The organism is Streptomyces sp. SP17BM10, from assembly GCF_036322405.1.
In the GTDB taxonomy this organism is placed as follows: domain Bacteria; phylum Actinomycetota; class Actinomycetes; order Streptomycetales; family Streptomycetaceae; genus Kitasatospora.
The window spans coordinates 17,093-43,090 of sequence record NZ_JAQYXB010000544.1 but is presented as its reverse complement, the minus strand read 5'-3'; the positions used below and the strand labels follow the sequence as shown (position 1 = coordinate 43,090).

Genomic DNA, 25,998 nt, shown 5'->3' with positions numbered 1-25,998 from the left:
GGGCCCCGCCGACGAGATCGTCGACGGGGCCCTTCGGCTGGCGGAGGCTGAGGGATTTGAACCCTCGATCAGGAATAACCCCGAAACCGCATTAGCAGTGCGGCGCCATAGACCGGACTAGGCGAAGCCTCCTCCACGTGGACCGCACCCGCTCGGCGGACGCGTTCCGTGTGCCTGTGATGATGCCACACCCGTGGGGCCCGGCACCAACCACCGCCAACGTTACTAGCCGGGTCGTCCCCACCGCAAAGAAGAATGAGATACTGCCGACTCCGGAGGAGCTGCCCCAAGCCGAGGAGACCTGTCGACGTGAGCAGCAGGCCGATCCGAGGCGCTGCTCGCCTCGCCGCCATACTCGATGCCCTGCCCGACGCGTTGTTGCTGGTGAACAGCAACGGCACCGTCGTCGATGCCAACAACGCGGCGGTCCACTCGCTGCAGGCCCCGGGCACCTCGCTCGTCGGCATGGGCGTGCTGGACCTCCTGCCCGAGTTCGACCCGAGCCGGATCCCCGGCTCGATGCGGCCGGCCCCGCGCGAGGACGACGCCATGGAGCGTCCGGTGCGGATGACCGCCCGTCGCACCGACGGCACGACCTTCCCGGTCGAGGTCTCCGGCAACGACTTCGCCGACGACGGCGCCGGCGAGGGCCGCGGCTACACGCTCTCCCCGCTCGTCCCGTACGACCCGTACCGCGAGGGCTCCCGCTCGCCGTCCGCGAGCGACCTCCTCCTGCTGCTGGTCCGCGACCTCTCCAGCCGGCTCGGCGTCGAGGCCGAGCTGCGCCGCCAGCACAAGCAGACCGAGATGATCCTCAGGGCCGCGGCCGAGGGCGTGCTCGGCGTCGACCTCGAAGGGCGCTGCGTGCTGGTCAACCCGGCCGCCGCGCACATCCTGGAGTACCGCGCGAGCGAACTGGGCGGGCGTGAGCTGCACCCGCTGATCCAGCACTCCCGGGCCGACGGCAGCCCGCTGGCGCTGGAGGAGTCCGCACTGATGGACACCCTCACCTCCGGCCGCAAGCACCGGGTGCGCGGCACCGTGCTGTGGCGCAAGGACGGCCGCCCGGTCACCGTCGACCTCACCACCGCACCGGTGCGGGACGGCGACCAGCTGGTGGGCGCGGTGATGACCTTCACCGACCGCAGCCGCGAACTCGCCCTGGTCGCCCGCAACGAGCACCTCACCGCCGTCCTGGAGAGCGAGCTCGGCGGCGCGCTCAGCGCGCTCAACCAGCGCCTGGAGACGCTCGCCGCCGACCCCGCCGGGCAGTTGTGGCCGGAGGCGAACTGGACGCTGCGCCGCCTCGCCGACGAGTGCCGCCGCTTCGGCCGGCTGATCGACGGCGTCCTCGCGCACCAGCGCTCCGAGGCCGGTGAGGCCGCGCAGCCCGACGGCAAGGACGCGAAGGGCGGCAAGGGCGAGCGCAAGGGCGCCGAGCAGCGGGTGCCGGTCGCGCTGGACAAGATCGTCCGGCGGGCCGTCGAGGACGCCGGCGAGCTGGTCGGCGCGGGACGGGTGCGCTTCTCGGTGCACGCCGCCGGCGTCGAGGTGATCGCCGACGAGGAGCGCCTCGCGCAGGCCGTCGCGCACCTGGTCGCCGACGTCAGCGGCGTCGGGCTCTCGTTGGACGCCCCGACCGTCCCCTCGCCCGGTCTGGCCGCCCCCGGGCTGAACAACGGCTCGGGGGCCGCCCTGCCCCCGTCCGTCGGCGAACCCCCGCTGGTCGTCCTCGCGGCGGCCCAGCGCGGCGACGTCGCCCGGGTCGAGATCCGCGGCCCGGGGCGCGGCGGCAGCCCCGTCCACCTGCCGATAGCCCGCGCGGTGGTCGAGCGCCACGGTGGCGTGCTCCAGCCGCACGAACTGCCCGGCAAGGCCGGCACCACGTACGTCGTCGAGCTGCCGCTGGACCCGGTCGCCGCGAAGGCCGCCGCCGAACGCGCCGCCGCCGAGGGCCGCTCCGACCGGCCCAAGGAGAGCGACAGCGCCGTCCTGCCCGACCTGCCGGGCATCCCGCAGCTGCCCGCGGCCCGCCGCTCCGAGGAGGACCGGCCCGCCGGGCGCCCCGCGGACGCCGAGCCGGACCGCGCACCCGCCGAGGAACCCGCCCCCGAACGGCGCGGACGCCGCGGCCGGCCCGCCGCCGAGACCCCGCCGTCCGTGGCCCCCGGGGCCACGGACGACCAGGCCCCGGCCGACCAGTGGCCGAACGCCCCCGCGCGCATCGAGCGGGCCGTCCCCGAGCAGTGGAACGGCACCGGCAACGACGCCGCCTACGGCCGCCAGGGCCCGGCGGGCCCGGACGACGCGCAGCGCGACCCGTGGGGCAAGGACGACGGCCGCTCCGGCCCGGCCTACGCCGTCCCGGTCGACGGCGAGGGCCCGCAGGAGCGCCCTGCCGCGCGCGGCCCGCTCGCGCTCGGCCCCGGCACCGGTGACGCGCCGGCCACCGGCACTCCCGCCGACGGCACCCCGACGGGCGAGGCCAAGCCCCGTCGCCGCCGCGCCCGGGAGGCCGGCGAGGACTCCTCCGGCGGCCTCGCCCTGCCCGGCCTGCCCGAGACCCCCGTCTACCCCGGCCTGGAGCACGCCCTCCCGGCCGGTCCGGCGCCCGCCCCGCCCGAGCCGGCCGCCGCGCCGACCGGCCGCCGTCGGCGCCTGGCCGTGCCGCCCGGCCCCGCACCCGAGACGCCCGCCGTGCCGTCGCCCTCCGCCGCGCTGGAGCCCGCCCGCCCGGCGCTGCCGCCGGCGGACGCACCCGGGACCGTCGGGGGCGCGGACTCCGCCCCGCGACCGGTCGGCACCGGCCTCGGCGAGCTCGCCCCGCCCCGCCAGTTCGGCCCCCCGCCGGTGCCGTCCGCCGCGCCGCAGCTGCCCGCGCCCGCCGGTCCGGCCGAGGCCCGCACCGCACCGCGCGCCGCGATCGCCGAACTGCCCGCGGGCGGCGGCGTGACCCTGGACAAGCCCGCCGGCGAGGAGCACGGCACGCGCCGGCTGCTGGTGTGGCCCGAGCCCGACCCGGCCACCCGGCAGGCCCTCCAGGAGCGCGGCTACCGCCCGGTGATCGTCCGCTCCCGCGAGGAGGTGGACGCCCAGGTCGCCGGCTTCCCCGCCGCGCTCTTCGTCGACCCGCTGACCGGCCCGATCACCCGCACCGCCCTGCAGTCGCTGCGCACCGCTGCGCTCAACAGCCGGGTGCCGGTGCTCGTCACCGCCGGCCTGGGCCAGGCCACCCGGGACGCCGCGTACGGCGCCGACCCGGCCGTGCTGCTGCGCGCCCTCGCACCGCGCGACGGCGAGCACCACGCCCCGCGCGTCCTGCTGGTCGAGAGCGACCCGGACATCGCCTCGGCGATGATCAACAGCCTGGAGCGGCGCGGCATGCACGTCGAGCACGCGACCGACGAGAACGACGCCGTCTCCCGGGCCAGCAGCGTGCAGCCCAACCTGGTGGTGATGGACCTGCTCCAGATCCGCCGTCGCCGGGTCGGCCTGCTGGACTGGCTGCGCGCCAACGACCGGCTGCACCGGACCCCGCTGGTGGTCTACACCTCGGTCGACCTCGACCCGCGCGAACTGCCCCGGCTGCGCACCGGCGAGACGGTGCTGTTCCTCGCCGAGCGCTCGACCAGCGCGGACGTCCAGTCCCGGATCGTCGACCTGCTCGGGCGGATCGGCGCGATGGGCGACGCGGGCGTCGCCGCCGCGGGCTGAGCACGGCGCAGGGCCGGCCGCCCGGCTCGGGGTGGCCGGCCCTCGCCGTCCGTCCGGTCACTCCTTGCCGAGCACCGTGACGTCCAGTTCGTCCGCCGCGTAGCTGGCCCGGATCACCTTCTTGTCGAACTTGCCGACCGAGGTCTTCGGCACCGACTCGACGATCGACCAGCGCTCCGGCAGCTGCCAGGAGGCGATCCGCTCGGCCAGGAAGGCCCGCAGTTCGGGCAGCCCCGCCTTGGCACCCGGGCGCAGCACGACGGTGGCCAGCGGGCGCTCGCCCCACTTCTCGTCCGGGACGGCGACCACGGCGGCCTCGGCCACCTCGGGGTGGGCCATCAGCTGGTTCTCGAGGTCGACCGAGGAGATCCACTCGCCGCCCGACTTGATGACGTCCTTGGCACGGTCGGTGAGGGTCAGGTAGCCGTCGGCGGTGATGGTGCCGACGTCGCCGGTGCGCAGCCAGCCGTCCTCGGAGAACTTGTCGTCCGGGCGGAGCGGGTCCTGCCCGGCGCCGCCGTAGTACGCGCCGGCGATCCAGGGGCCGCGCACCTCCAACTCGCCCGCCGCGACGCCGTCGTGGGGCATCTTCTCGCCGCCCGGGCCGATCAGCCGGGCCTCGACGGAGGCCGGGAAGATGCCCTGGGTGATCCGGTAGGGCCACTCCTCCTCGGGGGTCAGGCCGCCGGGCGGCTGGGCGAAGCAGCCGAGCGGCGAGGTCTCGGTCATGCCCCAGGCGTGGATGACGTTGATGCCGTGGCGCTCCTCGAAGCCCTTCATCAGCGACGGCGGGCAGGCGCTGCCGCCGATGACGACCATGCGCAGGCTGGAGGTGTCGTAGTCGCCGGCGTCGAGCTCGTCCAGCAGGCCGCTCCAGATGGTGGGGACGGCGGCGCTGACGGTGGGCCGGACGGCGGCGATCATCTCGGCCATCGGCTTGGGCTGGAGGAAACGGTCCGGCATGAGCAGGTTGGCGCCGGACATGAAGGCGGCGTGCGGGATGCCCCACGCGTTGACGTGGAACATCGGGACCACCGGCAGCGCGGTGTCGCGCGGGGTGAAGGCGAAGTTGTCGCCGGTGTTCACCTGGAGGCAGTGCAGGTAGACCGAGCGGTGGCTGTAGAGCACGCCCTTCGGGTCGCCGGTGGTGCCGGAGGTGTAGCAGAGCACGGCGGCCTGCCGCTCGTCGATCTCGGTGCTCCACGGGTACGTGGTGGGCCGGTCGGCGATCAGGTCCTCGTAGTCGTGGACGGTGCCCGCGAAGCCGGCCAGCACCGAGCGGTCGCCGGGGCCGCTCACCACGATGTGCCGCAGCGTCGGGGCGAGCTCGGGCAGGACGGCGGCGAGCAGCGGCAGGACGGTCCCGTTGACGATGACCACGCGGTCGGCGGCGTGGTTGACGATGAACGCCAGCTGTCCGGCGGGCAGGCGCAGGTTCAGCGTGTGCAGCACGGCCCCCATCGCGGGGACGGCGAGGTAGGCCTCCAGGTGCTCCGCGTTGTTCCACATCAGCGTGCCGACGCGGTCGTCGCCGGTGACCCCGAGCTCGTCGCGCAGCGCGTGGGCGAGCTGGGCGGCCCGCGCCCCGACCTCGGCGTACGTCCGGACGACCGGGCCGGTGCCGTCCCACGTGGCGACGGTCGACCGGGCGTGGATCGTGGACCCGTGCTCCAGGATCCTCGCGACGGTGAGCGGTACGTCCTGCATCGTGCTGAACACGGGTCCTCCTTGACCTGGCGGCACTGGCGGGTGCGCCTGCGGCACCTACCGGGCGGTAATCGGCGCGGACGTGCCCGATTGTGCCGTTCCGTCCGGCCGCTGTCAGCATCCCGACCCCGTTGCACGGATCACGGACGGGGCACGGCGCGGCGGCTCGCGCGGCCGCTCGCGCGGGCCGCGCGGGATACTGGGCGTCATGGACGAGAGCCAGGACGGCGCGCACGTGCGGTGGGAGCCGGTGCGGTTCCGGGTGCCGTGCCCGAACTGCTCGGGCGGGGTGCGCATGCGGGCGCGGCTGGGCGTGCGGGCCGACCTGGCGGGGACCGGGTACATCACCGAGACCTGCGGGGACTGCCTCGGCCGGGGCTGGCTGCCGTTCGGCGGCTGACCCGCCGTCCCGGCGGTCGGCTCAGCCCGCCGTGGGGCCGTCGACGTAGTCGCGGTCGACGGTGAGGGTGACGCCGCCGTGGGTGGTCTGGACGTTGCCCTGGTACTGGTGGATCCGCTGGTGGTAGACCCACAGGTCGCCGCCGAGCGGCGCGGGCGCGTCGGTGTCGGCGTGGCCGTCCCACTTGGCGTACCAGACGGCGTCCGGCAGCGGGGAGCTGTGCGCCCAGGCCGCGGCGGCCAGGTCGGAGATGCCGGAATTGAGGCTGGAGTAGAAGCCCGAGGTGTAGCCGAGCTCGTGCAGCCGCTGGGTCCAGCCGATGGCGAAGTCGATCACGGCCTGGCCGCAGCCGGCGACGCGCGGCGGGTAGGACTCGATGTCCACGTAGACCGGGTTGCCGGGGCCGAAGCCGAGCGCCTGCAGTCCGCGGACCGCCTCGGAGGCCTCGGAGCGGCCCTGGTCGGCCGCGTGCGCCGGGTCGATCAGCTTGGGCTTGTGCTCGAGCTGGGTGCACGGCGCCTGGGGCCCGACGTGCACCGGCAGGAACCGCCAGCCGTTCGCGCGGGCCTGGCGGACCCAGTCGGCGGTCAGCCGGGGCTGGGAGCAGGCGCGCTGGGAGCCGCTCGTGTAGATCCCGAGCGCGCCGTACGGGGAGTCGCCGCGCCAGGCCTTGAGGGTGTCCAGCGACGGCGCGGCACAGATGTCGAAGGCGTAGCCGCTGAAGCCGTCCCGGACCTTGGGCGGGCCCGCGAGGTCGGGCAGCACGAGCGGCCGGATGCTGGGGAGGACGACGGCGACCGGGGCGGTGGCCTCGGCGCTCGCGCCCGTCCCGTCGGTGGCCAGGAGGAGCACGAGGGCAGCGGCGATGAGGGCCGTGGGGCGGAGATAGCGCATCAATCCTTATTACTGACGGACCATCGGATGAACGTGCCAACCACGCCGTGCGGCGCACCCGCGCCCACCCTTTCGGGCGCACCCGTCCGCTTCCGTCCCGATATTTGTAACGAGCTTGCCGGTTCTGCACTCCTTACGGCAAACTCGTCCCCATGCCCACCTCCATGCCCGGCGAAACCGCCGCCCCGACGCCGGCCACCGTAGCCGTCGCCGAGGCCCTTGCCATGCCGCCCGCCCCCAAGGGCGAGCCCGCCGGCGAGCGCGGCAGCTGGCGACGAGGCGAGGCGCCCGGCCCCGCGGCACCACCCGATCTCCGGCTCGACCGGCCCGCCGGCCGGTTCCCCAAGTTCCTGCGGCGCCCGGAGAGCATCCCGGCGCCGCTTCTGTGTCTGACCGCGATGTTCCTCGTGCAGACCGGGATCGCGCTCTCCAAGCCATTGTTCGGCCCACTCGGGGTCAGCGGCACGACCTTCCTCCGGTTGGGCTTCGCCGCGGTCATCCTGCTCGCCGTCACCCGGCCCAGACTGCGCGACAAGCGCCCGCGCGACCTCGCCGCCGCGGCCCTGCTCGGGATGGCCTCGGCCGGGATGACCTTCCTGTTCGCCGGCGCGGTCGACCGGCTGCCGATGGGCACCGCGGCGACCATCGAGTTCCTCGGCCCGCTCGCGGTCGCCCTGGTCTTCGCCCGGCGGGCGAGCCACCTGCTGTGGGCGCTGCTCGCGGCGGCCGGGGTCGCGCTGCTGACGCTGCTCGGCGGGGGCGACGGCGGCGGTTCGCTGGACCCGGTCGGTCTGCTCTTCGCGTTCGGCGCGGCCGCCTGCTACGCGCTGTACATCCTGTTCACCGACAAGGTCGGCGCCGCGTTCCAGGGCTTCCAGGGCCTCGCGGTGTCGATGACGGTCGGCGCGATCACGCTCGCGCCGTTCGGCCTCGGCGAGGCGTGGCACGGGCTGACCGCGCCGGACGCCTCACCGGTGGTGCTGCTCGCCTCGGTCGCCGGGGTGTCGCTGCTGCTGCCGGTGATCCCGTACGCGCTGGAGATGACCGCGCTGCGGCGGATGCCGCAGCGGGTGTTCAGCGTGCTGGTCAGCCTGGAGCCGGCGGTCAGCGCGCTGGTCGGCCTGGTGGTGCTGGGCCAGCTGCTGGGCGTGCCGCAACTGGCCGGGATCGGCTGCGTGGTGGCGGCCAGCGTCGGCGCGACGCTGACCGGGCGCAGGTGAAGCCCCGGTAGGGACACGGCGCCGGCTAGGGCCAGAGCAGGGTGCGGGACCACTCCGGGGTGCGCACCGGGCCGGTGCGGGTGTAACGCAGGCGGATGTGGCGGCGCTCGGCGTCGCCCTGCCAGTACTCCACCTCGTGCGCCCAGAGCGTGTAGACGGCGTGGCCGGCCGCGACGGCGTCCGGCGTGGCCTCCAGGCGGCGCCGGGCCACCGCGACGGCCTCGTCGTACTCCTCCAGCGAGGCCAGCGGCTCGCTCTGGCGCCCCACCAGCGCGCCCACCCGGGCGGCCGGGGAGCGGGTGGCGAACTCCGCGGCGGCCACCAGGTCGGCGGCCCGCTCGACGGTGCCGCGGACCCGGACCTGCCGGCCCAGCTGCGGCCAGTAGACGGTCAGCGCGGCGGCCGGGTGGTCGGCGAGCTGACGGCCCTTCGGGCTGTCGGCGGCGGCCGAGAACACCCAGCCGGTGCCGCTCGCGTCGACGTCGCGCAGCACGAGGACCCGGGCGTCCGGCAGGCCGTCGGCGTCGACCGTGGAGAGGGTGACCACCTGCGGATCGAGCACGCCGGCGTCGAGGGCGGTGGTGAGCCAGTCCGCGAACAGCGGGCCGGGCTCTGCGGGCGCGGCCTCGGCGTCGAAGGTCGGCAGCGGCCGGGCCATCGGCGGGCGGCCGAGCAGCAGCTCGGGCACGGACCTGGGCCCGGGCCGGGGCTCGTCCCGGTGTTCGTCTCGGTGTTCGTCTCGGTGCTCGTCCCGCGGCTCGGGCCGTGACTCGGACCTCGGGTCCGGGCCGGGTGCGGACCCGGCCTCGCCCGGGCCGGTCAGGCCCTCCTCCTCCGCTGCCATCGCGCCCTTCCTTCCGGTCGCCGCGTCCGCCGCCGCGGTCGGCCGGGCCTTCCTGGACCCGGGCGCGCGCGGTGTAGCTGTCGGGCGCAACCGTACCGCCGCCCCCGGACGGCTCCGGGCGCGGGCCCCGGCTGTACGCACCCGGACGGATGACGGCGGCGGCCCCTTCCGCCGCCGGACCGCAGCGGCCCCGGACGCACGCGTGGGCGGTGCCGGTGACGGCACCGCCCACGCAGCCGGTTCGCGGCGACCCTTTCCGCTGGCCGGTCATGCGCCGTCGCGTCGATCGCGACCGTTCCGAGCCCGCCGCGGGCGCTCAGCCCACCCGCGGCCATCCACCTCCGGCGCCCCCGCCGACGGTGGAGTGCGCCCGGATCAGTGAAGGATCGGGGCGAAGACGATGTTGACGTTCTTGTTGGACTGGTCGGCCAGGACGGTGCCCGCGTTGTCCTTCGCGGCGAGGGTGTTGCTCTGGTTCGAGGCACCGGAACCGGTGGCGGTCTGCTGGGTGGAGACGTAGTTGCCGTCGACACCGCCGAAGACGTTCCCGGTGCCGACGTTGGAGACGACGCCGGCGTTGGAACCGGCGCCCGCCATCGCACCGTTGTCGGCCGCCGCGGCACCGGCGCCGGCGAGCAGCAGGCCGGCCGCGAGCGGGGCGGCGACCAGGAAACCGGCCACCCGACGGGTGTGGATGCGAGCCATGAAAGCCTCCAAGAAAACGGTAAATCGTGCAATGTGTGCGGGAGTTCGCCGGCCAGACGAACACCTGCGGGCTGCGACGCCGAGAGACAGACTTCCGCAACAAATCGACAAAGCACCACCCGATGGAGCAGTTTTCGCCCGTTAGCGTGATATCCACCGAGGCTCCGCATAACGGCACGACAGCGGGACAGCGGCCGACCCATCCACCCTGAGCTGGGATTTCATCCGAACGGGCGCCTCGCATGACCCCGCGCGAAGCGGCGCTAAGGAGCGCACGGAAAAATCACCGCACCACCCTGGGCTCACGAACAGGCGAAACGCGCCCCCGAAAAGTTCGACGACCCATCCATGTCGACAATCGGCGAACCATGAAGACCATCATTCAGATCGCCATTCCGACCAGCATTCAGGAATGATGCTGCGACCGTCGGAAGATCAGACCATCTTGCCCGGATTGAGGATTCCCAGCGGATCGAAGACCGCCTTCAGCTGCCGCTGGAGGTCCAGCGCCACCGGCCCCAGCTCGCGCGCCAGCCAGTCCCGCTTGAGCAGCCCGACCCCGTGCTCGCCGGTGATCGTGCCGCCCAGCTCCAGCCCCAGCGCCATGATCTCGTCGAAGGAGCGCTGCGCCCGGGCCGCCTCCTCCTCGTCCGAGGCGTCGAAGATGACGATCGGGTGGGTGTTGCCGTCCCCCGCGTGGCTCACCACACCGATGGTCAGCGCGTGCCGCTCGGCGATCGCCGCGACGCCGTTCAGCATCTCGGCCAGCCGCGAACGCGGCACCGCCACGTCGTCGATCATCGTGGTCCCCAGCCGGTCCAGGGCCGGCAGCGCCAGCCGCCGGGCCGCCAGCAGCAGGTCGGACTCCGCCTCGTCCTCGGCGGGCACGACCTCCGTCGCCCCCGCCGCCCGGCACAGCCCGGCCACCCGCGCCAGCTCGGCGGCCCGGTCCGGCCCGTCGAAGGCCACCAGCAGCAGCGCCTGCGTGGACGCCGGCAGGCCCATCCGCCCCATCTCGTTGACCGCCCGCACGCTGACCGCGTCCATCAGCTCCATCAGCGACGGGGTCAGGCCGCCCGCCATCACCGCGCAGACCGCGGCCCCGGCGGCGTCCGCGCTCGGGAACTCCGCCGCCAGCGCCAGCTGCGGCGCCGGGGCGGGCCGCAGCGACAGCACCGCCCGGACCACCACGCCCAGCGTGCCCTCCGAACCGACCAGCAGCCGGGTCAGGTCGTACCCGGCCACGCCCTTGGCCGTCCGGCGGCCGGTGGACAGCAGGCGGCCGTCCGCGAGCACGACGTCCAGCCCGAGCACGTACTCACTGGTGACCCCGTACTTCACGCAGCACAGGCCGCCCGCGCCGGTGCCGATGTTGCCGCCGATCGTGCAGGACTCCCAGCTGGACGGGTCGGGCGGGTACGCCAGGCCCAAGTCGGCCACGGCACGGGAGAGTTCGGCGTTGACCACGCCCGGTTCGACGACCGCGATCCGGTTCACCGGGTCGATCTCCAGGATGCGGTTCAGCTTCACCAGGGACAGCAGGATGCAGCCGTCGACGGCGTTCGCGGCGCCGGAGAGCCCGGTCCGGGCGCCCTGCGGCACCACCGGGACACGGAGGTCGGTGGCGGTCCGCAGGACGTGCTGCACCTGCTCGACGGTCTCCGGGAACACCACGACGGCGGGCGACCCGGCGGCGCAGAACCCGGCCATGTCGTGGCGGTAGGCGTCCAGGACGTCCTCGTCCACGACGACCGCCCCGGGCGGGAGCCCCTGCGCCAGCCGATCCGTCAGATCACCCATCGCCGCCTCCGCGCACCGTCCGCAGTCGTCCCCCGCACTCTGCCCGCCGGGCGTAGCCCCGGCAAGTGGGCCTTGCGGGGCGGAGGGTGGGGGACCGCTCCGCCGGAGGGGGCGGGGCGCAGGGAGGAGAAGCAGAGGGCCGAGCAGGCCCCGGCGGGCGGGGCCTGCGTCGTGGGCTACTTCGGCTCGACGGGTTCCTGGAGTTCGGTCACCCAGTGGGCCCGGTCGTCCGGGCACTCCAGGTAGAGCTCGCGGGCGTAGCCGGTGGAGCGGTAGCCGTTGGCCTCGATGAAGTGCGCCAGCTCCTGGAAGGCACCCATCGCGTCGTCCATCGACCCGCGGTGGACGACCGTCGCCGCGTGGGCGAGCGCGGGCAGGTCGACGACGTCGAAGTCGTGCTCCTGCGCCTGGACGCCCGGCCCGACCGGGACCGCGGCGCGGACCAGCACCGCCCCGCCGCCCTCCGGGGCCTCCTCGTAGCGGGCGACGGCCGGGCCGGTCTCGGCCACCCCCGCCGCCGCCAGGCGGCGGCACAGCTCCTCGAACAGCGGGCCGATCACCGGCCCGATGTCCTCCGGCTGGTAGCTCGCCGCCACCGCGCTCAGTTCGGCCGCCCGGACGGACGGCACCGGCTTCACCACGACATCGTGCGTGGACATGGTCCCCTCGCTCTCGATCGTCCGGAGCCTCGCCCCCACCCGGGCCAGTCGCCGCGTGTCCGCCGCGATCGCCTCGGCCAGTTCGGCGCGCCGCAGCCGCAGCATCCCGCGCAGTTCGGCCGCGTCCACCTCCTCGTCGAGGACGGCCCGCACCTGCTGGAGCGTGAAGCCCAGCTCCTTGAGCGCGATCACCCGGTTGAGCCGGGCGAGTTGGGCCGCCTCGTAGAAGCGGTAGCCGCTGACCGGGTCCACCCGGGCGGGGTGCAGCAGTCCGATGGCGTCGTAGTGGCGCAGCATGCGCACCGACACCCGGCCGTGCCTGGCGAAGTCTCCGATGTTCAACATGGTGATCCCAGTCCACGGCCTTCCACGGTGTCAGGGTCAAGCCCCCGCGGCCCGGAAACGCGAAGGCGGGTGCCGACTCGATGTCGGCACCCGCCCTGAGCAGGTGATTTCCCCTACCGGCGGAGAGCGTGGGATTCGAACCCACGGTGACGGGTCACGCCACGACAGTTTTCAAGACTGTTCCCTTAGGCCGCTCGGGCAGCTCTCCAGGCGGAGGTCAGCCTAACGGGTCCGGCGGGGTTCGGTGCACACCGTTTCCGGGTGCCGGGTCAGCTGGGGTTGTCGCCCTCCCGCGAGCCGAGGGTGACCTTGGTGGTCATGGTCTGGCCGTTGCGCTGGTACTCGACGTCGACGGTCTCGCCGGGCTTGTGCGTCCAGATCCGGCTGACCAGGGCCGGGCCGTTCTCGATCGGGGCACCGTTGAGCTTGGTGATGACGTCGCCCGGCTTGAGGCCGGCCTTGTCGGCGGCGCCGCCGGGGGTGACGGCGGGCTGGCCCTGGATGTCGCGGGTCTGGATCTGCGCGCCGTCGCCCTTGTAGTCGTCGTTGCGCAGCACCTGGAGCTGGGCGTAGACCGGCTTGCCCGTCTTGATCAGGGTGTCGGCGACCCACTTGGCCTGGTTGATCGGGATGGCGAAGCCGAGGCCGATGCTGCCGGCCCGCCCGTTGGCGGAGGCGTTGGACTGGATCGCCGAGTTGATGCCGACCACGGCGCCGCTGGAGTCGAGCAGCGGGCCGCCGGAGTTGCCGGGGTTGATCGAGGCGTCGGTCTGCAGGGCGTTCATGTAGGAGGCCTGGGCGCCGGTCTCGTCGCCGGAGGCGACCGGGCGGTCCTTGGCGCTGATGATGCCGCTGGTGACGGTCGACTCCAGGCCGTACGGCGCGCCGATCGCGATGGTGGCGTCGCCGACGTTGACCTTGTCGGAATCGGCCAGGGTCAGCGGGGCCAGCTTCTCCTTCGGCGGGTTGTCGATCTTGACGACGGCCACGTCGTAGCCCTCGGCGCGGCCGAGCACCGAGGCGTTGTAGGAGGAGCCGTCGGCGAACTTGACGGTCAGTTTGCCGCCGCCGCCGGTGACGGCGGGCGCCACCACGTGGTTGTTGGTGAGGATGTGGCCCTCGGTGTCGAAGACGAAGCCGGTGCCGGTGCCCGACTCGCCGTTGCCCTGCGCCTTGATGGTGACGACGCTCGGCAGCGCCTTCTGCGCGATGGCGGCGATCGAGCCGGGGGCGGGCTCGTTCTTCTGGGTGTTGCCGGCCTGGACGGTGGTGCTGCGGTGGTCGTCCGCGGAGGCCACGGAGTTGTGGTCGCCCGAGACCGCCACGCCGACGGCACCGCCGGCGACGCCCGCCACGAGGGCGACGGCGGCGATCAGGGCGACCAGGCCGCCGCGCTTCTTGCGGGGACCGCCGGGACCGGCCGGGCCGCCGGGGTAGTCCGCCGGGTAGCCGAGCGGGCCGGCCGGGCCGCCGGGCGCACCGGGGGCGCCCGGGTAGCCGGGCATGCCGTGCGCGGCGGTGGTGTCGTGGCCCGTGCCCCAGCCGCCGAGCGGGCGGCCGGCGCCGAACGGGTGCTGGGCGCCGGTGGCGGCGTACGGGTCGTGCGCGCCGGCGGCGGGGACGCCGTGGGTCGGCGTCGCGTACGGGTTGGCGACCGGCGGCAGGACCGGGGCGGCCTCGCCGACGGGCGCGACGGGCGCGGCGGGAGCGGCCGGAGCGGCCGGGGCCGCAGGGGCCGCGGGCGCGGCCGGGGCGGGCGGCAGGACCGGCGGCGGGGCGTCGATGTAGCCGGTCTCGGCGACCGGGGCGACGGGCGCGGCAGGCGCCTCGACGGGCGCGGCGGGGGCGACGGGCGCCGCCTCCGGCGCGGGGACCTTCGTGAAGGCCACGGTGGGCTTGTGCCCACCCTGGGCCGGCGCGGCCTCCGCCGGCGCCTCCGGCTCGGGCACCCGGCCGAAGGCCATGGTCGGCTTGTGCCCGCTGTCGGCCGGCGCGGCCTCCGCCGGCGCCTCGGGCTCGGGGATCCTGCCGAAGGCCATGGTGGGCTTGTGCCCGTCCGGAGCCGGGGCCGCCGCCGCGGCCTCGGTGCCCGAGGGCTGCTCCCCCTGCGGCCCGGTGGGCCCAACCTCGCGCTCGGTGCTCACGGACGACCTCCATAGCTGACAGAACCAAGGACCATAGTTTTTCGCACTGCCGATTCGATTGCCGTAAGGACCCCTCTGAAGAAGTCATAAGAATCCTTAGGCGGGACCGACGGCTCCGCTCGACGACACGTTCCGGGTGGCGGCTCCCCCCACCCCACCGGACGTCCCGCGATGCGGACCGCACACTCCCCGGCCTTGGGCGTTCGCCCCGGTGCCGGTTAGCCTGTCGCTCCAAACTGACACGCGGGAGCTTGGACCTTCCAGGCTGAGAGTGCGCTGGTCGACCGTACGCCACGGGATCGTGGGCGGACCGTCGAGGGGGCGCTGACCGCCGGAACCTGTCCGGGTAATGCCGGCGTAGGGAGTATCGGCCATGCCGCCTGCTTCGCCATCCTCTTCTTCGGGCGCGCCCGAGTCCAAGGGTTTCCCCGAATCGTCCACGACCGGTCACGACGGTCCCGGCGCCGGCGGAGCCGCCGCCGCGACGACGCTGCTGGACCGGCCGCAGAAGGCCGAGGCGCCGCTCGTCCTCGACGCCGAGCCGCCGCGCACGCTGCGCCTGCGCGACCACTTCGCGCTGTGGATGAACCTCGGCGTCAGCCTGATCGGCTTCTCCACCGCCGCCACCGTGCTCGGCGCCCCGGGCAGCGAGCTGTCGCTGGCCGCCGCGGGCACCGCGATCGTGGCCGGCACCGCGGTGGGCACCGCGATGCTCGGCGTGGCCGCGCTGATCGGCGCCCGCACCGGCGCGCCGGCGATGGCGAGCCTGCGCGGGCTGTTCGGCACCCGGTTGTCGTACGTCCCGACGGTGCTGAACATCGTCCAGTGCATCGGCTGGGGCGTGTTCGAGCTCCTGACGATCGCGGCGGGCGCGCAGACCGTGGCCCACACCGAGGGCTACCGGTGGCTGTTCGTCCTGCTCGCGGGCGGGCTGACCACCGTGCTGACGATCTGGCCGCTCGGCTCGATCCGGGTGCTGCGGCGCTTCGTGGCCGGCGCCGTCGCCGTCGCGATGGTCTACCTGACCGTCCAGCTGGGCCGGCACGGCGTGCCCGACCCGGGCAAGGGCAACTGGCACGGCTTCCTGGGCGCCACCGACGCGATGATCGCGGTGTCGATCTCCTTCGTCCCGCTCGCCGCCGACTACACCCGGCACTCGCGCACGCCGCGCTCGGCCTTCTGGGGCAGCTTCTCCGGCTACACCGTCGCCCAGGTGTGGTGCTACGCGCTGGGCCTGATGGCGCTGCTGCAGTCCGACGGCGACCCGAACAAGATCTTCGACTCCTTCCTCGGCGTCTGGGCGGGCTGGCTGTTCCTGCTGGTGCTGGTGCTGCGCGAGACCGACCAGTCCTTCGCCAACGTGTACTCCACCGCGATGTCGGTGCAGAACCTGCTGCCGCGGGTGGACCGCCGGGTGCTGTCCGGCGCGATCGGCCTGCTGACCACCGTGCTGGCGCTGCGGATCGACAAGTTCACCGACACGTACACCAACTTCCTCGGACTGATCGGCTCGGTCTTCGTGCCGCTGCTGGCCGTGCTGGCGGTGGACTACTTCTTCGGCGCCGGCCGCAACGGCTGGAACCTCACCGCCGAGGCGCCCTCGCGCTGGCTGATGCTGCTGCCGTGGGCGCTCGGCTTCGCGGTCTACCAGTTCATCGCGCCGACCCCGGTGGCCGGCTGGTGGACCGACGTCTGGGCCTCGGCCCAGGAAGCGCTGCACTTCACCCCGCAGGAGTGGACGTCGGCCTCGCTGTTCGCCTTCGCGGTGCCGGCGCTGGTCACCTGGGCGCTCACCCCGCTGAGCCGGCGCACCGTCCGCGGCTGAGTGCGCGACCGGGCCCGCGGCCCGGCCCCGGACCGCGCGGGAGGCGGGGACGGCCCCTCAGGTTGGGACCGTCTTCGCCTCCGCGTCACCTGCGCCGCCTATCGTTGACGGCGTGACCAGCCCAGATCTGTCTTCGACGGCCCCGCGCACCGCGCCGTCCGTCCAGGTAGTCGCCCACCGCGGCTCCTCGGACGCCCTGCCCGAGCACACCCTCGCCGCCTACCGGCGGGCCCTCGAAGAGGGCGCGGACGCCGTCGAGTGCGACGTCCGGGTGACCGCCGACGGACACCTGGTCTGCGTGCACGACCGCCGCATCGGCCGGGTCTCCAACGGCCGCGGCACCGTCTCGGCGATGACGCTCGCCGAGCTGGAGGCCTACGACTTCGGCGCCTGGAAGACCGGCCGGCCCAGCACCGACCCCGAGCTGCGCGGCGTGCTGACCCTGGAGCGGCTGCTGGAGCTGGTCGTGGACTGCGGGAGGCCGGTGGACCTGGCGATCGAGACCAAGCACCCGGTGCGCTTCCGCGGCCGGGTCGAGGCCGAGCTGCTCCGGATGCTCGAACGGTTCAAGATCTCCGGCACCCGCGAGGGCGACCGCCCGTCCGCGCGGATCATGAGCTTCTCCTCGGTCGCGCTGAACCGGGTGGCCGTCACCGCGCCGGACCATCCGCGGGTGTTCCTGATCGAGCGGCTGCTGCCGTTGCTCGGCCGGCTGCGCGAGGGCCGGCCGCTGCCCGGCGGGGCGCGGATCGCCGGGCCCGGCATCGACCTGGTGCGGGCCAGGCCCGACCTGGTGCCGCGGCTGCGCGAGCTGGGCCACGAGGTGCACGTCTGGACGGTCGACGAGCCGGCCGACGTGGACCTGTGCCTGGAGCTCGGGGTGTCGGCGATCATCACCAACAAGCCCGCGCAGGTACTGGCTCAGCTCGGCCGCTGAGCGTCCCGGGAGCCCCGGTGGTCCCGGGGGTCCCTTCCGACGGCGACGGGTCCGTCGAAACCCGATGGCCGGACGCGACCGATCCGGTCGGCATTCAAACCTTCCGCGCACGTTCCTTGGCGGAAATCGTGCGCAGGCGCGACGGAGGGTGAGCGGGGAATGACCTCCCGCCCACCCTCGGTCGCGTTGCTCGAAATGGGCTCGCGGGATCGTCGCGCGGTCGTTTCCGACGCATTACCAAGGGGCATCCATCCCTCGGCACACGCTGAAGGAGGTCCGGGGGTGGCGTTGATGGTGGCGCGTACGGTGCCCACAGAAGTTGGGCCGACTTCGTCGACCATGGCAGTGCCGCACGGCCCAGCGAGTGTCGGGGTCGCACGGCGCCGACTGCGACGAGATCTGGGTGATCGGCAGATACCGGAACCGGTCATTGACGATGCCGTACTGATCCTTTCCGAACTCTTGAGCAATGCGTGCCGGTACGCCCGGCCGCTCGGCCCGCTGCCCGCGCTCGGGCGCGGCACCCGGGCCGAGGTCGTCGACCAGGTGCTGGTGAGCGTCCCGTCCGGGCCGCACGCCGACGCGTCCGCCGGCCGGGACGAACAGTCCGGCGACGACGACGGCGGCGTGCTCGTCCGCTGGCAGATGCACGCGGACGGCCTGCTGACGCTGGAGGTCACCGACGGCGGCGCGCCGACGCGGCCCGAGCCCGGCAGCCCCTCGCTGACCTCGCGCGGCGGCCGCGGCCTGGGCATCGTCGACCAGCTCGCCAGCGACTGGGGCGTGCGCGACGCGCCCGGCGAGGTGACGGTCTGGGCCGCGCTGCCGGCCCGCGCGCGGCACGCCAGGCGCACCGGCGGTGACGCCCGCAGCGCCTGAGCGGTCCGCCCGCCGCCACCGCGCGCCCCCGCGGCGGCGCTCCCGCCCCGGCGCGTTCCCGCACGCCGGGGGAACGTCAGTAGGCTTCCCGGAGCAAAGGACCACCGTCCCCGGGAGAGCCGCACCATGGGCAAGAAGGCCGCCAAGAAGGCGCCGCAGCGCAAGTCCACCACCGCCGTCACGGGTGAGGTACCCGTGGTCGGGGCCCGCGACGACTGCCCGTGCGGCTCGGGCCGCCGGTACAAGGCCTGCCACGGCCGGGAGGCCTCGCACGCGGTGCAGGAACTGGTGCACCGGCCGTTCGAGGGCCTGCCGGGCGAGGCCGACTGGGTCGCGCTGCGCGAACTGGTGCCCGCCGCCACGGTGCCCCTGACGCTGGCCGCCGGGGTCGCCGGGACCGCCGTCGGCGAGGTGCCGTCGGTCACCCTGGCCACCGTCCTGCCGCTCGCCTGGCCGGCCCTGCGCCGCCAGGACGGCTCGATCCTGCTCGGCCTGCAGACCCAGTCCTCCTCGGGCGACCTGAGCCGCGACCTCGCGGACGCGCTGGAGCTGGCCCTGGCCGCCGAGCCGGGCAGCCCGGTGCCGGCCCGCCGGACCGTGCCGGGCGGGCGCCGCCTGCAGGACCTGCTGGACGTCACCGCGGACTTCACGCCCGCCGTGCACACCGGCTTCGAGTTCTGGCTGGAGGATGCCGAGACCGCCACCGGTGAGGTCGCCGCCTCGCTGGAGCGCGCCAACGCCTCCGCCATCCCGACCGAGAAGCTCGCCGGCGTCGACGCCGCGTACTGGTGCGGCACCCCGGACAAGAACCACCTGCGCTGGGTGATGACCGTGCCCGAGGAGCAGCTCCTGGACGCGCTGGCCCGGCTGAACGCGGCCGGCGAGGCCTCGCTCGGCGCGGACACCCGCCTGGTCGGCTCGTTCCGCGCGCACGGCCTGACCGTCCCCGTGTGGGACCTGCCGCTCGCCATGACGGCGGCCGACTGCGAGAAGCCCGCCGCCGAGTTCGCCGAGCGCCTCGCGGCCGTCCTCGCGGACCCGGCGCCGCTCACCGCCGACGAGCGGCGCGCCCGCGCGAACCTGGTGAACCGTCAGGTCACCTTGAACTAAAGCGCGCAGGAACGAGGTGATACGCGTCACATTGTCGACCTGAACCGCAATTTCCGGGCGTGGAAGGCGTCTTGGAAATTGGCGCGGGCGCAGATCCTTGTTACTGTCTAAAGAGTCCGGTCGCTGGTGCATCCCCCGTCGCCAGCGGCCGGATCTTTCGTTTTTCCGGGCGGACGGCGCCGAGCAGCGCTCGAGCGGCCGCCGGACGGCCGGTCAGAAGGCCGAGCGCCCGCTGTCCAGCCGGACCGTCGCCTCCACCAACTCGCCCAGCAGCGGCCCGACCTGCGGCAGCCACACCCCGCCGTCGGCCGCCCGCCGCGGCGCCAGTACCCAGCGCACCGGGCCGGCCCCCGCCCCGGGCGGCAGCGCCAGGAAGCCGCCCGGCCCGTGGTAGTGCAACGAGCCCGGCACCCAGGGGAGTTGGGCGAGCATCTCGCCGAGCGCGTCCAGCGAGTACGGCGCCACCAGCAGCGCGTAGCGGCCCGGCATCGCCAGCACCGGCCCCAGCGGCAGCCGCAGCGCCCCCAGGTACGCGAGCGCCCGGGCCCCGGCCAGGGCCGGCAGGCTCACCGCCGACACCGCCCGGCCGGTCGCCGCCAGCACCGGCGCGTCCGGGCTCTGCCGCTCCCACCACCAGCGCACCATCCGGGCATCCGTGGTGGCCGCCAGCAGCGGCGGGTCGTGCGGGTGCGCTCCCGGCACCGGGCAGTCCGGGTCGCCGCACGAACAGCGCCCGCCGGACAGCACCGCGCCCGGCACCACCGGCCAGCAATGGTCGACGGCCGCCTCCAGGGCCGCGGTCAGCCGGGCGGACCGGGCCGCGGACCGGCCCCTCGGATCCTCACGCATGGCGCTCGTTCCTTTCCCTGACCGCTCGGTTCGCTCCGGGGCCGCGGACCGCCGCCGCGGCCCGTCCGCCGGATTCGCCGCACGGGCCGCCACGGCGCGGACCCGGGGGCACGCGGCGGGCGGGCGGTACGGCGGACGGCGCGGCGCGGACGTGGAGCACGGCGTGGAGCACGACATGAGAGGGGCCGCGCACGGGAACAGCCCTCGGAACGAGAATCGCGTATGCGCCCGGATGGACGCCGCCCGGGCGCGCTTGGTTCCACCGTACGAGTGAGTGACATCCGGCCAGCGCGGCATCCGGGCGGCGAAAGCATACGATCCGGACGGCCGCCGGGCCCGTCCCCACGGTTGTGCCCGCTCCCGGGCCGCTCCATTCCTCCCGGTCGGGACGGCGCGCGTACGAACCGGGCGCGCCGCCCGTCCGGGTCGCAGTGGAGGGGGAACCGGGCACCGGCTCGTCCTGGATCTGGACATGCCCCAAATGGCCTGTGTAGAAGTGGTGCCATTGCTGTCGATCAATGACGAGTAGTAGCGATTCGAGGCGAAACGCGCCCTTCGGCCGCGCTCCCGCCGCACATCGGCCGTCCCTGGGGGTTCCGCATGACACGTAGCACCGCGTCAGGAGTGCCGGCATGACCGAGACCCACCCGTCGTCGACGCCCTCCGAGCCGGCCGAGCCGGGCTTCACCGGCGGGCTCTCCGTCCTCGCCCCGCTCGTCGACCCGCCGGGCCTGCCCGGCCCCGCCGAGGACCGGGACGGTGCGGCGCAGGCCCGCACGGCGCCGTCCACCGGAGTGCAGGACCGTTTGGCCGGACGCCTGTCCGATGTCACCAGCCTCCACGAGCACACCGAACGGCTCGTCCGCGCCCGCGGCCTCCCCGCCACCCTCGCCGCCGTCCTCGCCTCCGGCGCCGACCTGCTCGGCGCCGACCGCGGCGTCCTGGTCACCCGGCAGCCCGGCGGCGGGCCCGGCCAGCCGCTCGGCCTCGGCCTCGACCGCGCCAGCCTCGGCGCCCTGGAGACCGTCCCCTTCGAGCAGAGCCTGCTCACCCGCCTGCTGCGCGACCGCGACCGGCCCGAGCGGCTGCACTCCCCCGACCTCGCCGGGGACCCGGCCACCGGCGCCCGGCTGCGCGAACTCGCCACCCACCTCGGCCTCGGCGGCTGCTACGGCCTGCCGCTCGCCACCGAGGAGGACGGCCCGCTCGCCGCCGCCGTCTGGTTCTACGACCGGCCCGCCGAACCCACCGAGCGCCAGCGCGAACTCGCCCACCACTACTGCCGGTTCGCCGCACCGCTGATCGCCAGGCAGCTGGAGGCCGACAAGGTCAGCCGCACCACCGAGGCGCTGCGCCGCGGCCTGCTGCCCGACCGCCTCCCCCAGCCCGCCGGGCTGCGGCTGGCCGCCCGGCTCGTCCCCGCCGCCCTCGACCGCTCCAACGGCAGCGACTGGTACGACGCCATCCCGCTGCCCGACGGCACCGTCGGCCTCACCGTCGGCTCCGTGTCCGGCGACGGCCCCGGCGCGGGCCCCTGCTCCGCGCCCGGCGCGGCGGCCGCGATGGGCCGCGTGCGGGCCGCGCTGCGGGCCTACGCGGTGCTGGAGGGCGAGGACCCGGTCTCCGTCCTCGGCGACCTCGAACTGCTCCTGAAGACCACCGAGCCCGCCCGCACCGCCACCGCCGTCTACGCCTGGGTCGAGCCCGACGAGCGCCGGGTCACCCTGGCCGGGGCCGGGCACTGCCCGCCGATCCTGGTCAACCGGCACGGCGCCGAGTTCGTCGAGACCTCGCTCTCCGCGCCCCTGGGCATGCTCGCCTGCTGGGAGGCCCCCGGCGTCGAGTTCACCGCCGAGCGCGGCGACACCCTGCTGCTGTACACCGAGGGCCTGGCCCGCCGCTGCGGCCCGACCCTGCACGCCGGGCAGGCCAACCTGCGCCGGGCCGCCGCCGACGCCCCCCGCGACGTGCGGATCGACCCCGACCGGCTCTGCGCCCACCTGCTCGCCGTCTGCCCCGACCGCGAGGGGGCCGGCACCGTCACCACCACCGCCGACGCCGCGGCCGACGACCTGATGCTGCTGGGCGCCCGCTTCGAGTAGACCTTCCGGCCCCGAACGAGTGGGCGACCGGGCGTCCGTACCATGGGACGCACGGCCGCCCACGTGTGTCGCGATCCGACATCCCCCACGGGCGGGCCGCACCACCCCAAGGAGGCGTTGTACGTGACCGAGGACCGCACCCCGGCGGTGGCCGAGAACCCCGAGGCCACCGGCGGCGAGGAGCCGAAGCAGTTCAAGGGCCGCAAGAACGGCCTGTACTCCGAGGTCTCGGACGAACTGGCCGCCTCGATGAAGTCCGGCTGGGCCGACACCGAGTTGCACGGCCTGGCCCCCGTCGCCCAGGCCCCGTACGCCGCCGAGCGGCGCGCCAGGCTCTCGGCCGCGTACCCCGGCGAGCGACTGGTGATCCCGGCCGGCAACCTGAAGGTCCGCGCCAACGACACCGACTACAACTTCCGGGCGGCCAGCGAGTACGTCCACCTCACCGGTGACCAGACCGAGGACGCCGTCCTCGTCGCCGAGCCGACCGGCGACCGCGGCCACGAGTTCGGCCTCTACCTGCTGCCCCGCTCCGACCGCGAGAACGGCGAGTTCTGGCTCGACGGCTACGGCGAGCTGTGGGTCGGCCGCCGGCACAGCCTCACCGAGCAGGAGCAGCTGCTCGGCCTGCCCGCCCGCGACGTCCGCAAGGCCGCCGACGAGCTCGCCGGGCGCGCCAAGGACTCCGCCGTCCCCACCCGGCTCGTCCGCGGCTACGACGACGGCCTGGAGGCCGCCCTCGGCGAGTTCCTCGACGCCGACAAGGACGCCGAGCTGAAGGAGTTCCTGAGCGGCCTGCGGCTGGTCAAGGACGACTGGGAGATCGGCGAGCTGCGCGCCGCCTGCGACGCCACCGTCAAGGGCTTCACCGACGTCGTCCGCGAGCTCGGCCAGGCCGTCGCCACCTCCGAGCGCTGGATCGAGGGCACCTTCTGGCGCCGCGCCCGCGTCGAGGGCAACGACGTCGGCTACGGCACCATCGCCGCCGCCGGCCCGCACGCCACCACCCTGCACTGGGTCCGCAACGACGGCGACGTCCGCCCGGGCGAGCTGCTGCTGCTCGACGCGGGCGTCGAGACGCACACGCTCTACACCGCCGACGTCACCCGCACACTGCCCATCGGCGGCCGGTTCGACGACCTGCAGCGCAAGATCTACGAGGCCGTCTACGACGCCCAGGAGGCCGGCATCGCCGCGGTGAAGCCCGGCGCCCGCTTCCGGGACTTCCACGCCGCCTCGCAGCGCGTCCTCGCCGAGCGCCTGCTCGCCTGGGGCCTGCTCGACGGCTCCGTGTACGACGTCGAGAAGGTCCTGGAGCTGGGCCTCCAGCGCCGCTGGACCCTGCACGGCACCGGCCACATGCTCGGCCTGGACGTCCACGACTGCGCCCACTCGCGCCGCGAGGAGCACGTCGACGCCCTGCTGGTGCCCGGCATGGTCCTCACCGTCGAGCCCGGCCTGTACTTCCAGCAGGACGACCTGACCGTCCCGGAGGAGTACCGCGGCATCGGCGTCCGCATCGAGGACGACATCCTCGTCACCGCCGACGGCAACGAGAACCTCTCCGCGGGCCTGCCGCGCCGCGCGGAGGACGTCGAGGCCTGGATGGCCTCGCTCGCCTGACCCGCACGCACGAGGGCCGGACTCCCCGCGCGGGGAGTCCGGCCCTCGTGCGTGCTACTTCGCGGTGACCTGGACCTGGACCTGGGTCTCACCGAGGCTGGAGAAGCTGTCCCCGGTGGGAACGGCGAGCCGCGCGGTCAGCGGCAGAGCCCCCGGACCGTCCTGAGCGGCCAGCTTGAGCCGGTAGTTGACCGTCACGCTCTGACCCGGATCCAGGTCGAGCGGAAGACCGGTCTCCAGCGCGGAGAAGCCGGAGTCGAGCCTGCGGAAGTCCAGCGACTTCCAGACGGCTCCCTCTTGGCGCTCCAGGGTGCCCGTCAGCGTCTGCCCGACCGGGACGCCGGGGTAGTGATCCCCGAAGACCAGGGCCTTGGCGCCGGTGGCCTTCGTGCTGCCGGTGTTCTTGAAGGTGACCGAGAACTCCAGCGGGGTACCGTCGTTCGGCAGTTGCTGTGCCGGCCCGACACCGCTCACCGAGACGCCTACGCGGTCCGAGTACGGCGCGCGGTGGCCGCTGACGTCGAGGCTGTTCACGATGGACATCAGGTCGGCCTGGTAGTCGCTCTTGAGACCGATCGCGGAGACGAACACCTGGTCCTTGGGCAGGGCCCAGAGCTGGGCGGTGAAGGCGGACTTGCCGCAGGTCACCTGCCACTGTGACTTGAGCGCGGGACGGCCGGCCACGGTGGGCGTGCTCTTCGTCGGACCGACGCTGTCGAGCGGCTCGTCCGCAGCCGGCGGGTGGGGATTTCCCCAGATCGGGCAGTTCGGCTGCGAGCCCCAGCCGCCCGACTCGTCGAGCGCGCTCACCGAGGGCCAGGACGGCGCTTCCTCGTCGAACACCGACAGGGCCACACCGTACGGCTTGCAGTCCTTCTCATCCGCGTCCTGCGGTGCCCCCGGGCTCAGGACGCAGACCTGGGGCCCGCTGCCGGCGATCCGCCACCCGGCGGGGACCTTGAACTTGACGCCGTTGACCGTGGACCACTTCGCGGCGGTCGTGCGCGTGGGGGTGGGCGTCGGCGTCGGGGTCTCGTCGGCGAGGGCCGCGGCGGTCTCCGGGTCGTCCGGGGTCGCGGTGTCGGTCGGGGTGGCCGTCTCGGTCGGGGTGGCCGTGGGCGACGGGGTCCCGGTGGGTGTGGCCGCGGAGGTCGGGCTGGGGGAGGCCGACACGGTGGCGGCCGGCGGCGGGTGCTCGTGGTCGGCCACGGGGTTCCCGTGGAGCGTGACCACACCGACCGCCATCGCGGCGGCCAGGCCGAGCAGCGGCAGCGTGACGGCGTAGACCGGCCGCAGTCTGCGGATCCGGCGATCGGGCGGAGCCGCGGGGCGCAGGTCGTGAGCGGTGATCAGGGACGTGCGGGCGGTCATCGCCTCGCGCAGCAGCCGTTCCGTCGGGGTCTCGGCCGGCCCGTCGCCGTCGCCGCCGATCCGGCGGGGGAACTTGTCGGTCATCGAACCTTCTCCAGGTGCTTTTCGAGAGCGTCCAGGGCCCGGCTGGCGGTGGACTTCACGGCACCCCGGGACAGTCCCAGGGTCTCGGCTATCTGCGCCTCCGACATGTCCGACCAGTAGCGCAGCACCAGCACCTCGCGCTGGCGGGGAGTCAGTTCCTGCAGGGCCACCAGCACGCGCCGGTGCTCGTCGTTGAGCACCGCGTGCTCCTCGGCCGACGGGGCGTCGGTCTCGTGCGGCGGCACGTACTCACGGGCCGTCTTGCGGCGGCGCAGCATCGAGCGGGCGCCGTTGACGACCGCCGTGCGCAGGTAGCCGAGGGCGTTGTCGAGGTCGTCCAGCTCCTCGCCGTGGCGCTGGTAGAGCTGGGTGAAGGCCTCCTGGACGACGTCCTCGGCGAGGTCCTGGTGGTCGACCAGCAGGACGGCCATCCGGACCAGCCCGAGCCGGTGGGCGTGGTAGAGGTCGGTCAGGGTGGGCCGGTCCTCGGTCCGGCCGCGGCCTCCGCGCAGCAGCCGGAAGCCGGAGCGCCGTTGCACCGCCTGCTGCTCGGGGGTGGGACCGGCGACGGGCTCGCCGGCCTCCTGGGCGCCGAACAGCAGGGCGGTCACTGCGCGGACGGAGAAGCCACGCTCCCGCACCGGCGCGAAGATCGGCCCGATGGCCATGGACATCTGCGTCTTCCGCTTTCCCCCGGGACGGTGCCCGGGCACGCCGGAAACCGTCAACACACCTGATCAAGATCGAGATCGGCAAGATCCTCCCAGCCGCCGCCGGCGTGGTGTC

At 74.4% G+C, this 25,998-nt stretch carries 19 protein-coding genes and 2 tRNA genes; 9 read left to right on the top strand and 12 right to left on the bottom strand.

The window, feature by feature from the left end; translation table 11 throughout:
- Positions 1-38: 38 nt before the first annotated feature.
- Positions 39-132 (bottom strand) — tRNA-Ser (locus PUR71_RS13550).
- A 177-nt stretch (positions 133-309) separates the two neighbouring features.
- On the opposite strand from PUR71_RS13550, the gene PUR71_RS13545 reads away from it, so the two are divergent.
- Positions 310-3,714 (top strand): PAS domain-containing protein, encoded by a 3,405-nt coding sequence (locus tag PUR71_RS13545; protein ID WP_329927222.1) that lies wholly within the window; start codon positions 310-312, stop codon positions 3,712-3,714.
- Between the two features lie 57 nt (positions 3,715-3,771).
- On the opposite strand, the gene PUR71_RS13540 is transcribed toward PUR71_RS13545, so the two are convergent.
- Positions 3,772-5,433 carry a long-chain fatty acid--CoA ligase gene (locus tag PUR71_RS13540; protein WP_329927221.1) on the bottom strand — a complete coding sequence of 554 codons (1,662 nt, stop codon included), beginning with the start codon at positions 5,431-5,433 and terminating at the stop codon, positions 3,772-3,774.
- Positions 5,434-5,629: 196 nt separating this feature from the next.
- On the opposite strand from PUR71_RS13540, the gene PUR71_RS13535 reads away from it, so the two are divergent.
- Positions 5,630-5,821, top strand: a complete 192-nt coding sequence (locus tag PUR71_RS13535) for a hypothetical protein (protein ID WP_329927220.1) — start codon at positions 5,630-5,632, stop codon at positions 5,819-5,821.
- Positions 5,822-5,842: 21 nt separating this feature from the next.
- Here PUR71_RS13535 and PUR71_RS13530 read toward each other — a convergent pair whose 3' ends face one another.
- Positions 5,843-6,715 (bottom strand): DUF1906 domain-containing protein, encoded by an 873-nt coding sequence (locus PUR71_RS13530; RefSeq protein ID WP_329927219.1) that lies wholly within the window; start codon positions 6,713-6,715, stop codon positions 5,843-5,845.
- Positions 6,716-6,867: 152 nt separating this feature from the next.
- Between PUR71_RS13530 and PUR71_RS13525 the strand changes: the two genes are divergently transcribed.
- The gene (locus PUR71_RS13525) at positions 6,868-7,935 is read left to right on the top strand and encodes an EamA family transporter (RefSeq protein ID WP_329927218.1); all 1,068 of its coding nucleotides are present in this window, start codon (positions 6,868-6,870) and stop codon (positions 7,933-7,935) included.
- A 25-nt stretch (positions 7,936-7,960) separates the two neighbouring features.
- Here the strand turns inward: PUR71_RS13525 and PUR71_RS13520 are convergent, their stop codons facing one another.
- From PUR71_RS13520 to PUR71_RS13495, 6 genes are all read right to left on the bottom strand, one after another.
- On the bottom strand, positions 7,961-8,779 hold the full coding sequence (locus PUR71_RS13520) for a pyridoxine/pyridoxamine 5'-phosphate oxidase (protein WP_329927217.1): 819 nt from the start codon (positions 8,777-8,779) through the stop codon (positions 7,961-7,963).
- A gap of 375 nt (positions 8,780-9,154) precedes the next feature.
- The gene (locus PUR71_RS13515; protein ID WP_329927216.1) at positions 9,155-9,484 is read right to left on the bottom strand and encodes a hypothetical protein; all 330 of its coding nucleotides are present in this window, start codon (positions 9,482-9,484) and stop codon (positions 9,155-9,157) included.
- A gap of 435 nt (positions 9,485-9,919) precedes the next feature.
- Positions 9,920-11,284 carry an FAD-binding oxidoreductase gene (locus tag PUR71_RS13510; RefSeq protein ID WP_329927215.1) on the bottom strand — a complete coding sequence of 455 codons (1,365 nt, stop codon included), beginning with the start codon at positions 11,282-11,284 and terminating at the stop codon, positions 9,920-9,922.
- A gap of 176 nt (positions 11,285-11,460) precedes the next feature.
- The gene (locus tag PUR71_RS13505; RefSeq protein ID WP_329927214.1) at positions 11,461-12,288 is read right to left on the bottom strand and encodes a MerR family transcriptional regulator; all 828 of its coding nucleotides are present in this window, start codon (positions 12,286-12,288) and stop codon (positions 11,461-11,463) included.
- A gap of 120 nt (positions 12,289-12,408) precedes the next feature.
- Positions 12,409-12,496, bottom strand: a tRNA-Ser gene (locus tag PUR71_RS13500).
- A 61-nt stretch (positions 12,497-12,557) separates the two neighbouring features.
- Positions 12,558-14,432, bottom strand: coding sequence for a S1C family serine protease (locus PUR71_RS13495; protein ID WP_329927213.1), 1,875 nt, complete (start codon positions 14,430-14,432; stop codon positions 12,558-12,560).
- 373 nt (positions 14,433-14,805) lie between these two features.
- On the opposite strand from PUR71_RS13495, the gene PUR71_RS13490 reads away from it, so the two are divergent.
- The 4 genes from PUR71_RS13490 (at position 14,806) to PUR71_RS13475 (ending at position 19,183) form a co-directional block, all read left to right on the top strand.
- Positions 14,806-16,257, top strand: coding sequence for a purine-cytosine permease family protein (locus PUR71_RS13490; RefSeq protein ID WP_329927212.1), 1,452 nt, complete (start codon positions 14,806-14,808; stop codon positions 16,255-16,257).
- A gap of 112 nt (positions 16,258-16,369) precedes the next feature.
- Positions 16,370-17,194, top strand: a complete 825-nt coding sequence (locus PUR71_RS13485; protein WP_329927211.1) for a glycerophosphodiester phosphodiesterase family protein — start codon at positions 16,370-16,372, stop codon at positions 17,192-17,194.
- 159 nt (positions 17,195-17,353) lie between these two features.
- Positions 17,354-18,073, top strand: a complete 720-nt coding sequence (locus PUR71_RS13480) for an ATP-binding protein (protein WP_443077438.1) — start codon at positions 17,354-17,356, stop codon at positions 18,071-18,073.
- A gap of 126 nt (positions 18,074-18,199) precedes the next feature.
- Positions 18,200-19,183 (top strand): DUF5926 family protein, encoded by a 984-nt coding sequence (locus PUR71_RS13475; protein ID WP_329927209.1) that lies wholly within the window; start codon positions 18,200-18,202, stop codon positions 19,181-19,183.
- A gap of 213 nt (positions 19,184-19,396) precedes the next feature.
- On the opposite strand, the gene PUR71_RS13470 is transcribed toward PUR71_RS13475, so the two are convergent.
- On the bottom strand, positions 19,397-20,032 hold the full coding sequence (locus PUR71_RS13470) for a bifunctional DNA primase/polymerase (protein WP_329927208.1): 636 nt from the start codon (positions 20,030-20,032) through the stop codon (positions 19,397-19,399).
- A gap of 632 nt (positions 20,033-20,664) precedes the next feature.
- Here PUR71_RS13470 and PUR71_RS13465 point away from each other — a divergent pair.
- Together PUR71_RS13465 and PUR71_RS13460 are read left to right on the top strand one after the other, a co-directional pair.
- The gene (locus PUR71_RS13465; RefSeq protein WP_329927207.1) at positions 20,665-22,134 is read left to right on the top strand and encodes a PP2C family protein-serine/threonine phosphatase; all 1,470 of its coding nucleotides are present in this window, start codon (positions 20,665-20,667) and stop codon (positions 22,132-22,134) included.
- 123 nt (positions 22,135-22,257) lie between these two features.
- A complete protein-coding gene (locus PUR71_RS13460; RefSeq protein WP_329927206.1) occupies positions 22,258-23,757 on the top strand; it encodes an aminopeptidase P family protein in 1,500 nt (499 codons plus the stop codon).
- Positions 23,758-23,811: 54 nt separating this feature from the next.
- Here PUR71_RS13460 and PUR71_RS13455 read toward each other — a convergent pair whose 3' ends face one another.
- Entirely contained in the window at positions 23,812-25,212 is a 1,401-nt protein-coding gene (locus PUR71_RS13455; RefSeq protein WP_329927205.1) for a hypothetical protein, read from the bottom strand.
- The gene (locus PUR71_RS13450; RefSeq protein WP_329927204.1) at positions 25,209-25,886 is read right to left on the bottom strand and encodes an RNA polymerase sigma factor; all 678 of its coding nucleotides are present in this window, start codon (positions 25,884-25,886) and stop codon (positions 25,209-25,211) included. Before PUR71_RS13450 ends, PUR71_RS13455 begins: the two co-directional genes overlap by 4 nt.
- Positions 25,887-25,998 lie beyond the last annotated feature (112 nt).

Coding starts and splice junctions, on each gene's coding strand:
- PUR71_RS13535 (WP_329927220.1), top strand. CDS start 5,630: ATGGACGAGAGCCAGGACGGCGCGCACGTGCGGTGGGAGCCGGTGCGG.
- PUR71_RS13530 (WP_329927219.1), bottom strand. CDS start 6,715: ATGCGCTATCTCCGCCCCACGGCCCTCATCGCCGCTGCCCTCGTGCTC.
- PUR71_RS13525 (WP_329927218.1), top strand. CDS start 6,868: ATGCCCACCTCCATGCCCGGCGAAACCGCCGCCCCGACGCCGGCCACC.
- PUR71_RS13520 (WP_329927217.1), bottom strand. CDS start 8,779: ATGGCAGCGGAGGAGGAGGGCCTGACCGGCCCGGGCGAGGCCGGGTCC.
- PUR71_RS13515 (WP_329927216.1), bottom strand. CDS start 9,484: ATGGCTCGCATCCACACCCGTCGGGTGGCCGGTTTCCTGGTCGCCGCC.
- PUR71_RS13510 (WP_329927215.1), bottom strand. CDS start 11,284: ATGGGTGATCTGACGGATCGGCTGGCGCAGGGGCTCCCGCCCGGGGCG.
- PUR71_RS13505 (WP_329927214.1), bottom strand. CDS start 12,288: ATGTTGAACATCGGAGACTTCGCCAGGCACGGCCGGGTGTCGGTGCGC.
- PUR71_RS13490 (WP_329927212.1), top strand. CDS start 14,806: ATGCCGCCTGCTTCGCCATCCTCTTCTTCGGGCGCGCCCGAGTCCAAG.
- PUR71_RS13480 (WP_443077438.1), top strand. CDS start 17,354: ATGACCTCCCGCCCACCCTCGGTCGCGTTGCTCGAAATGGGCTCGCGG.
- PUR71_RS13475 (WP_329927209.1), top strand. CDS start 18,200: ATGGGCAAGAAGGCCGCCAAGAAGGCGCCGCAGCGCAAGTCCACCACC.
- PUR71_RS13470 (WP_329927208.1), bottom strand. CDS start 20,032: ATGCGTGAGGATCCGAGGGGCCGGTCCGCGGCCCGGTCCGCCCGGCTG.
- PUR71_RS13465 (WP_329927207.1), top strand. CDS start 20,665: ATGACCGAGACCCACCCGTCGTCGACGCCCTCCGAGCCGGCCGAGCCG.
- PUR71_RS13455 (WP_329927205.1), bottom strand. CDS start 25,212: ATGACCGACAAGTTCCCCCGCCGGATCGGCGGCGACGGCGACGGGCCG.
- PUR71_RS13450 (WP_329927204.1), bottom strand. CDS start 25,886: ATGTCCATGGCCATCGGGCCGATCTTCGCGCCGGTGCGGGAGCGTGGC.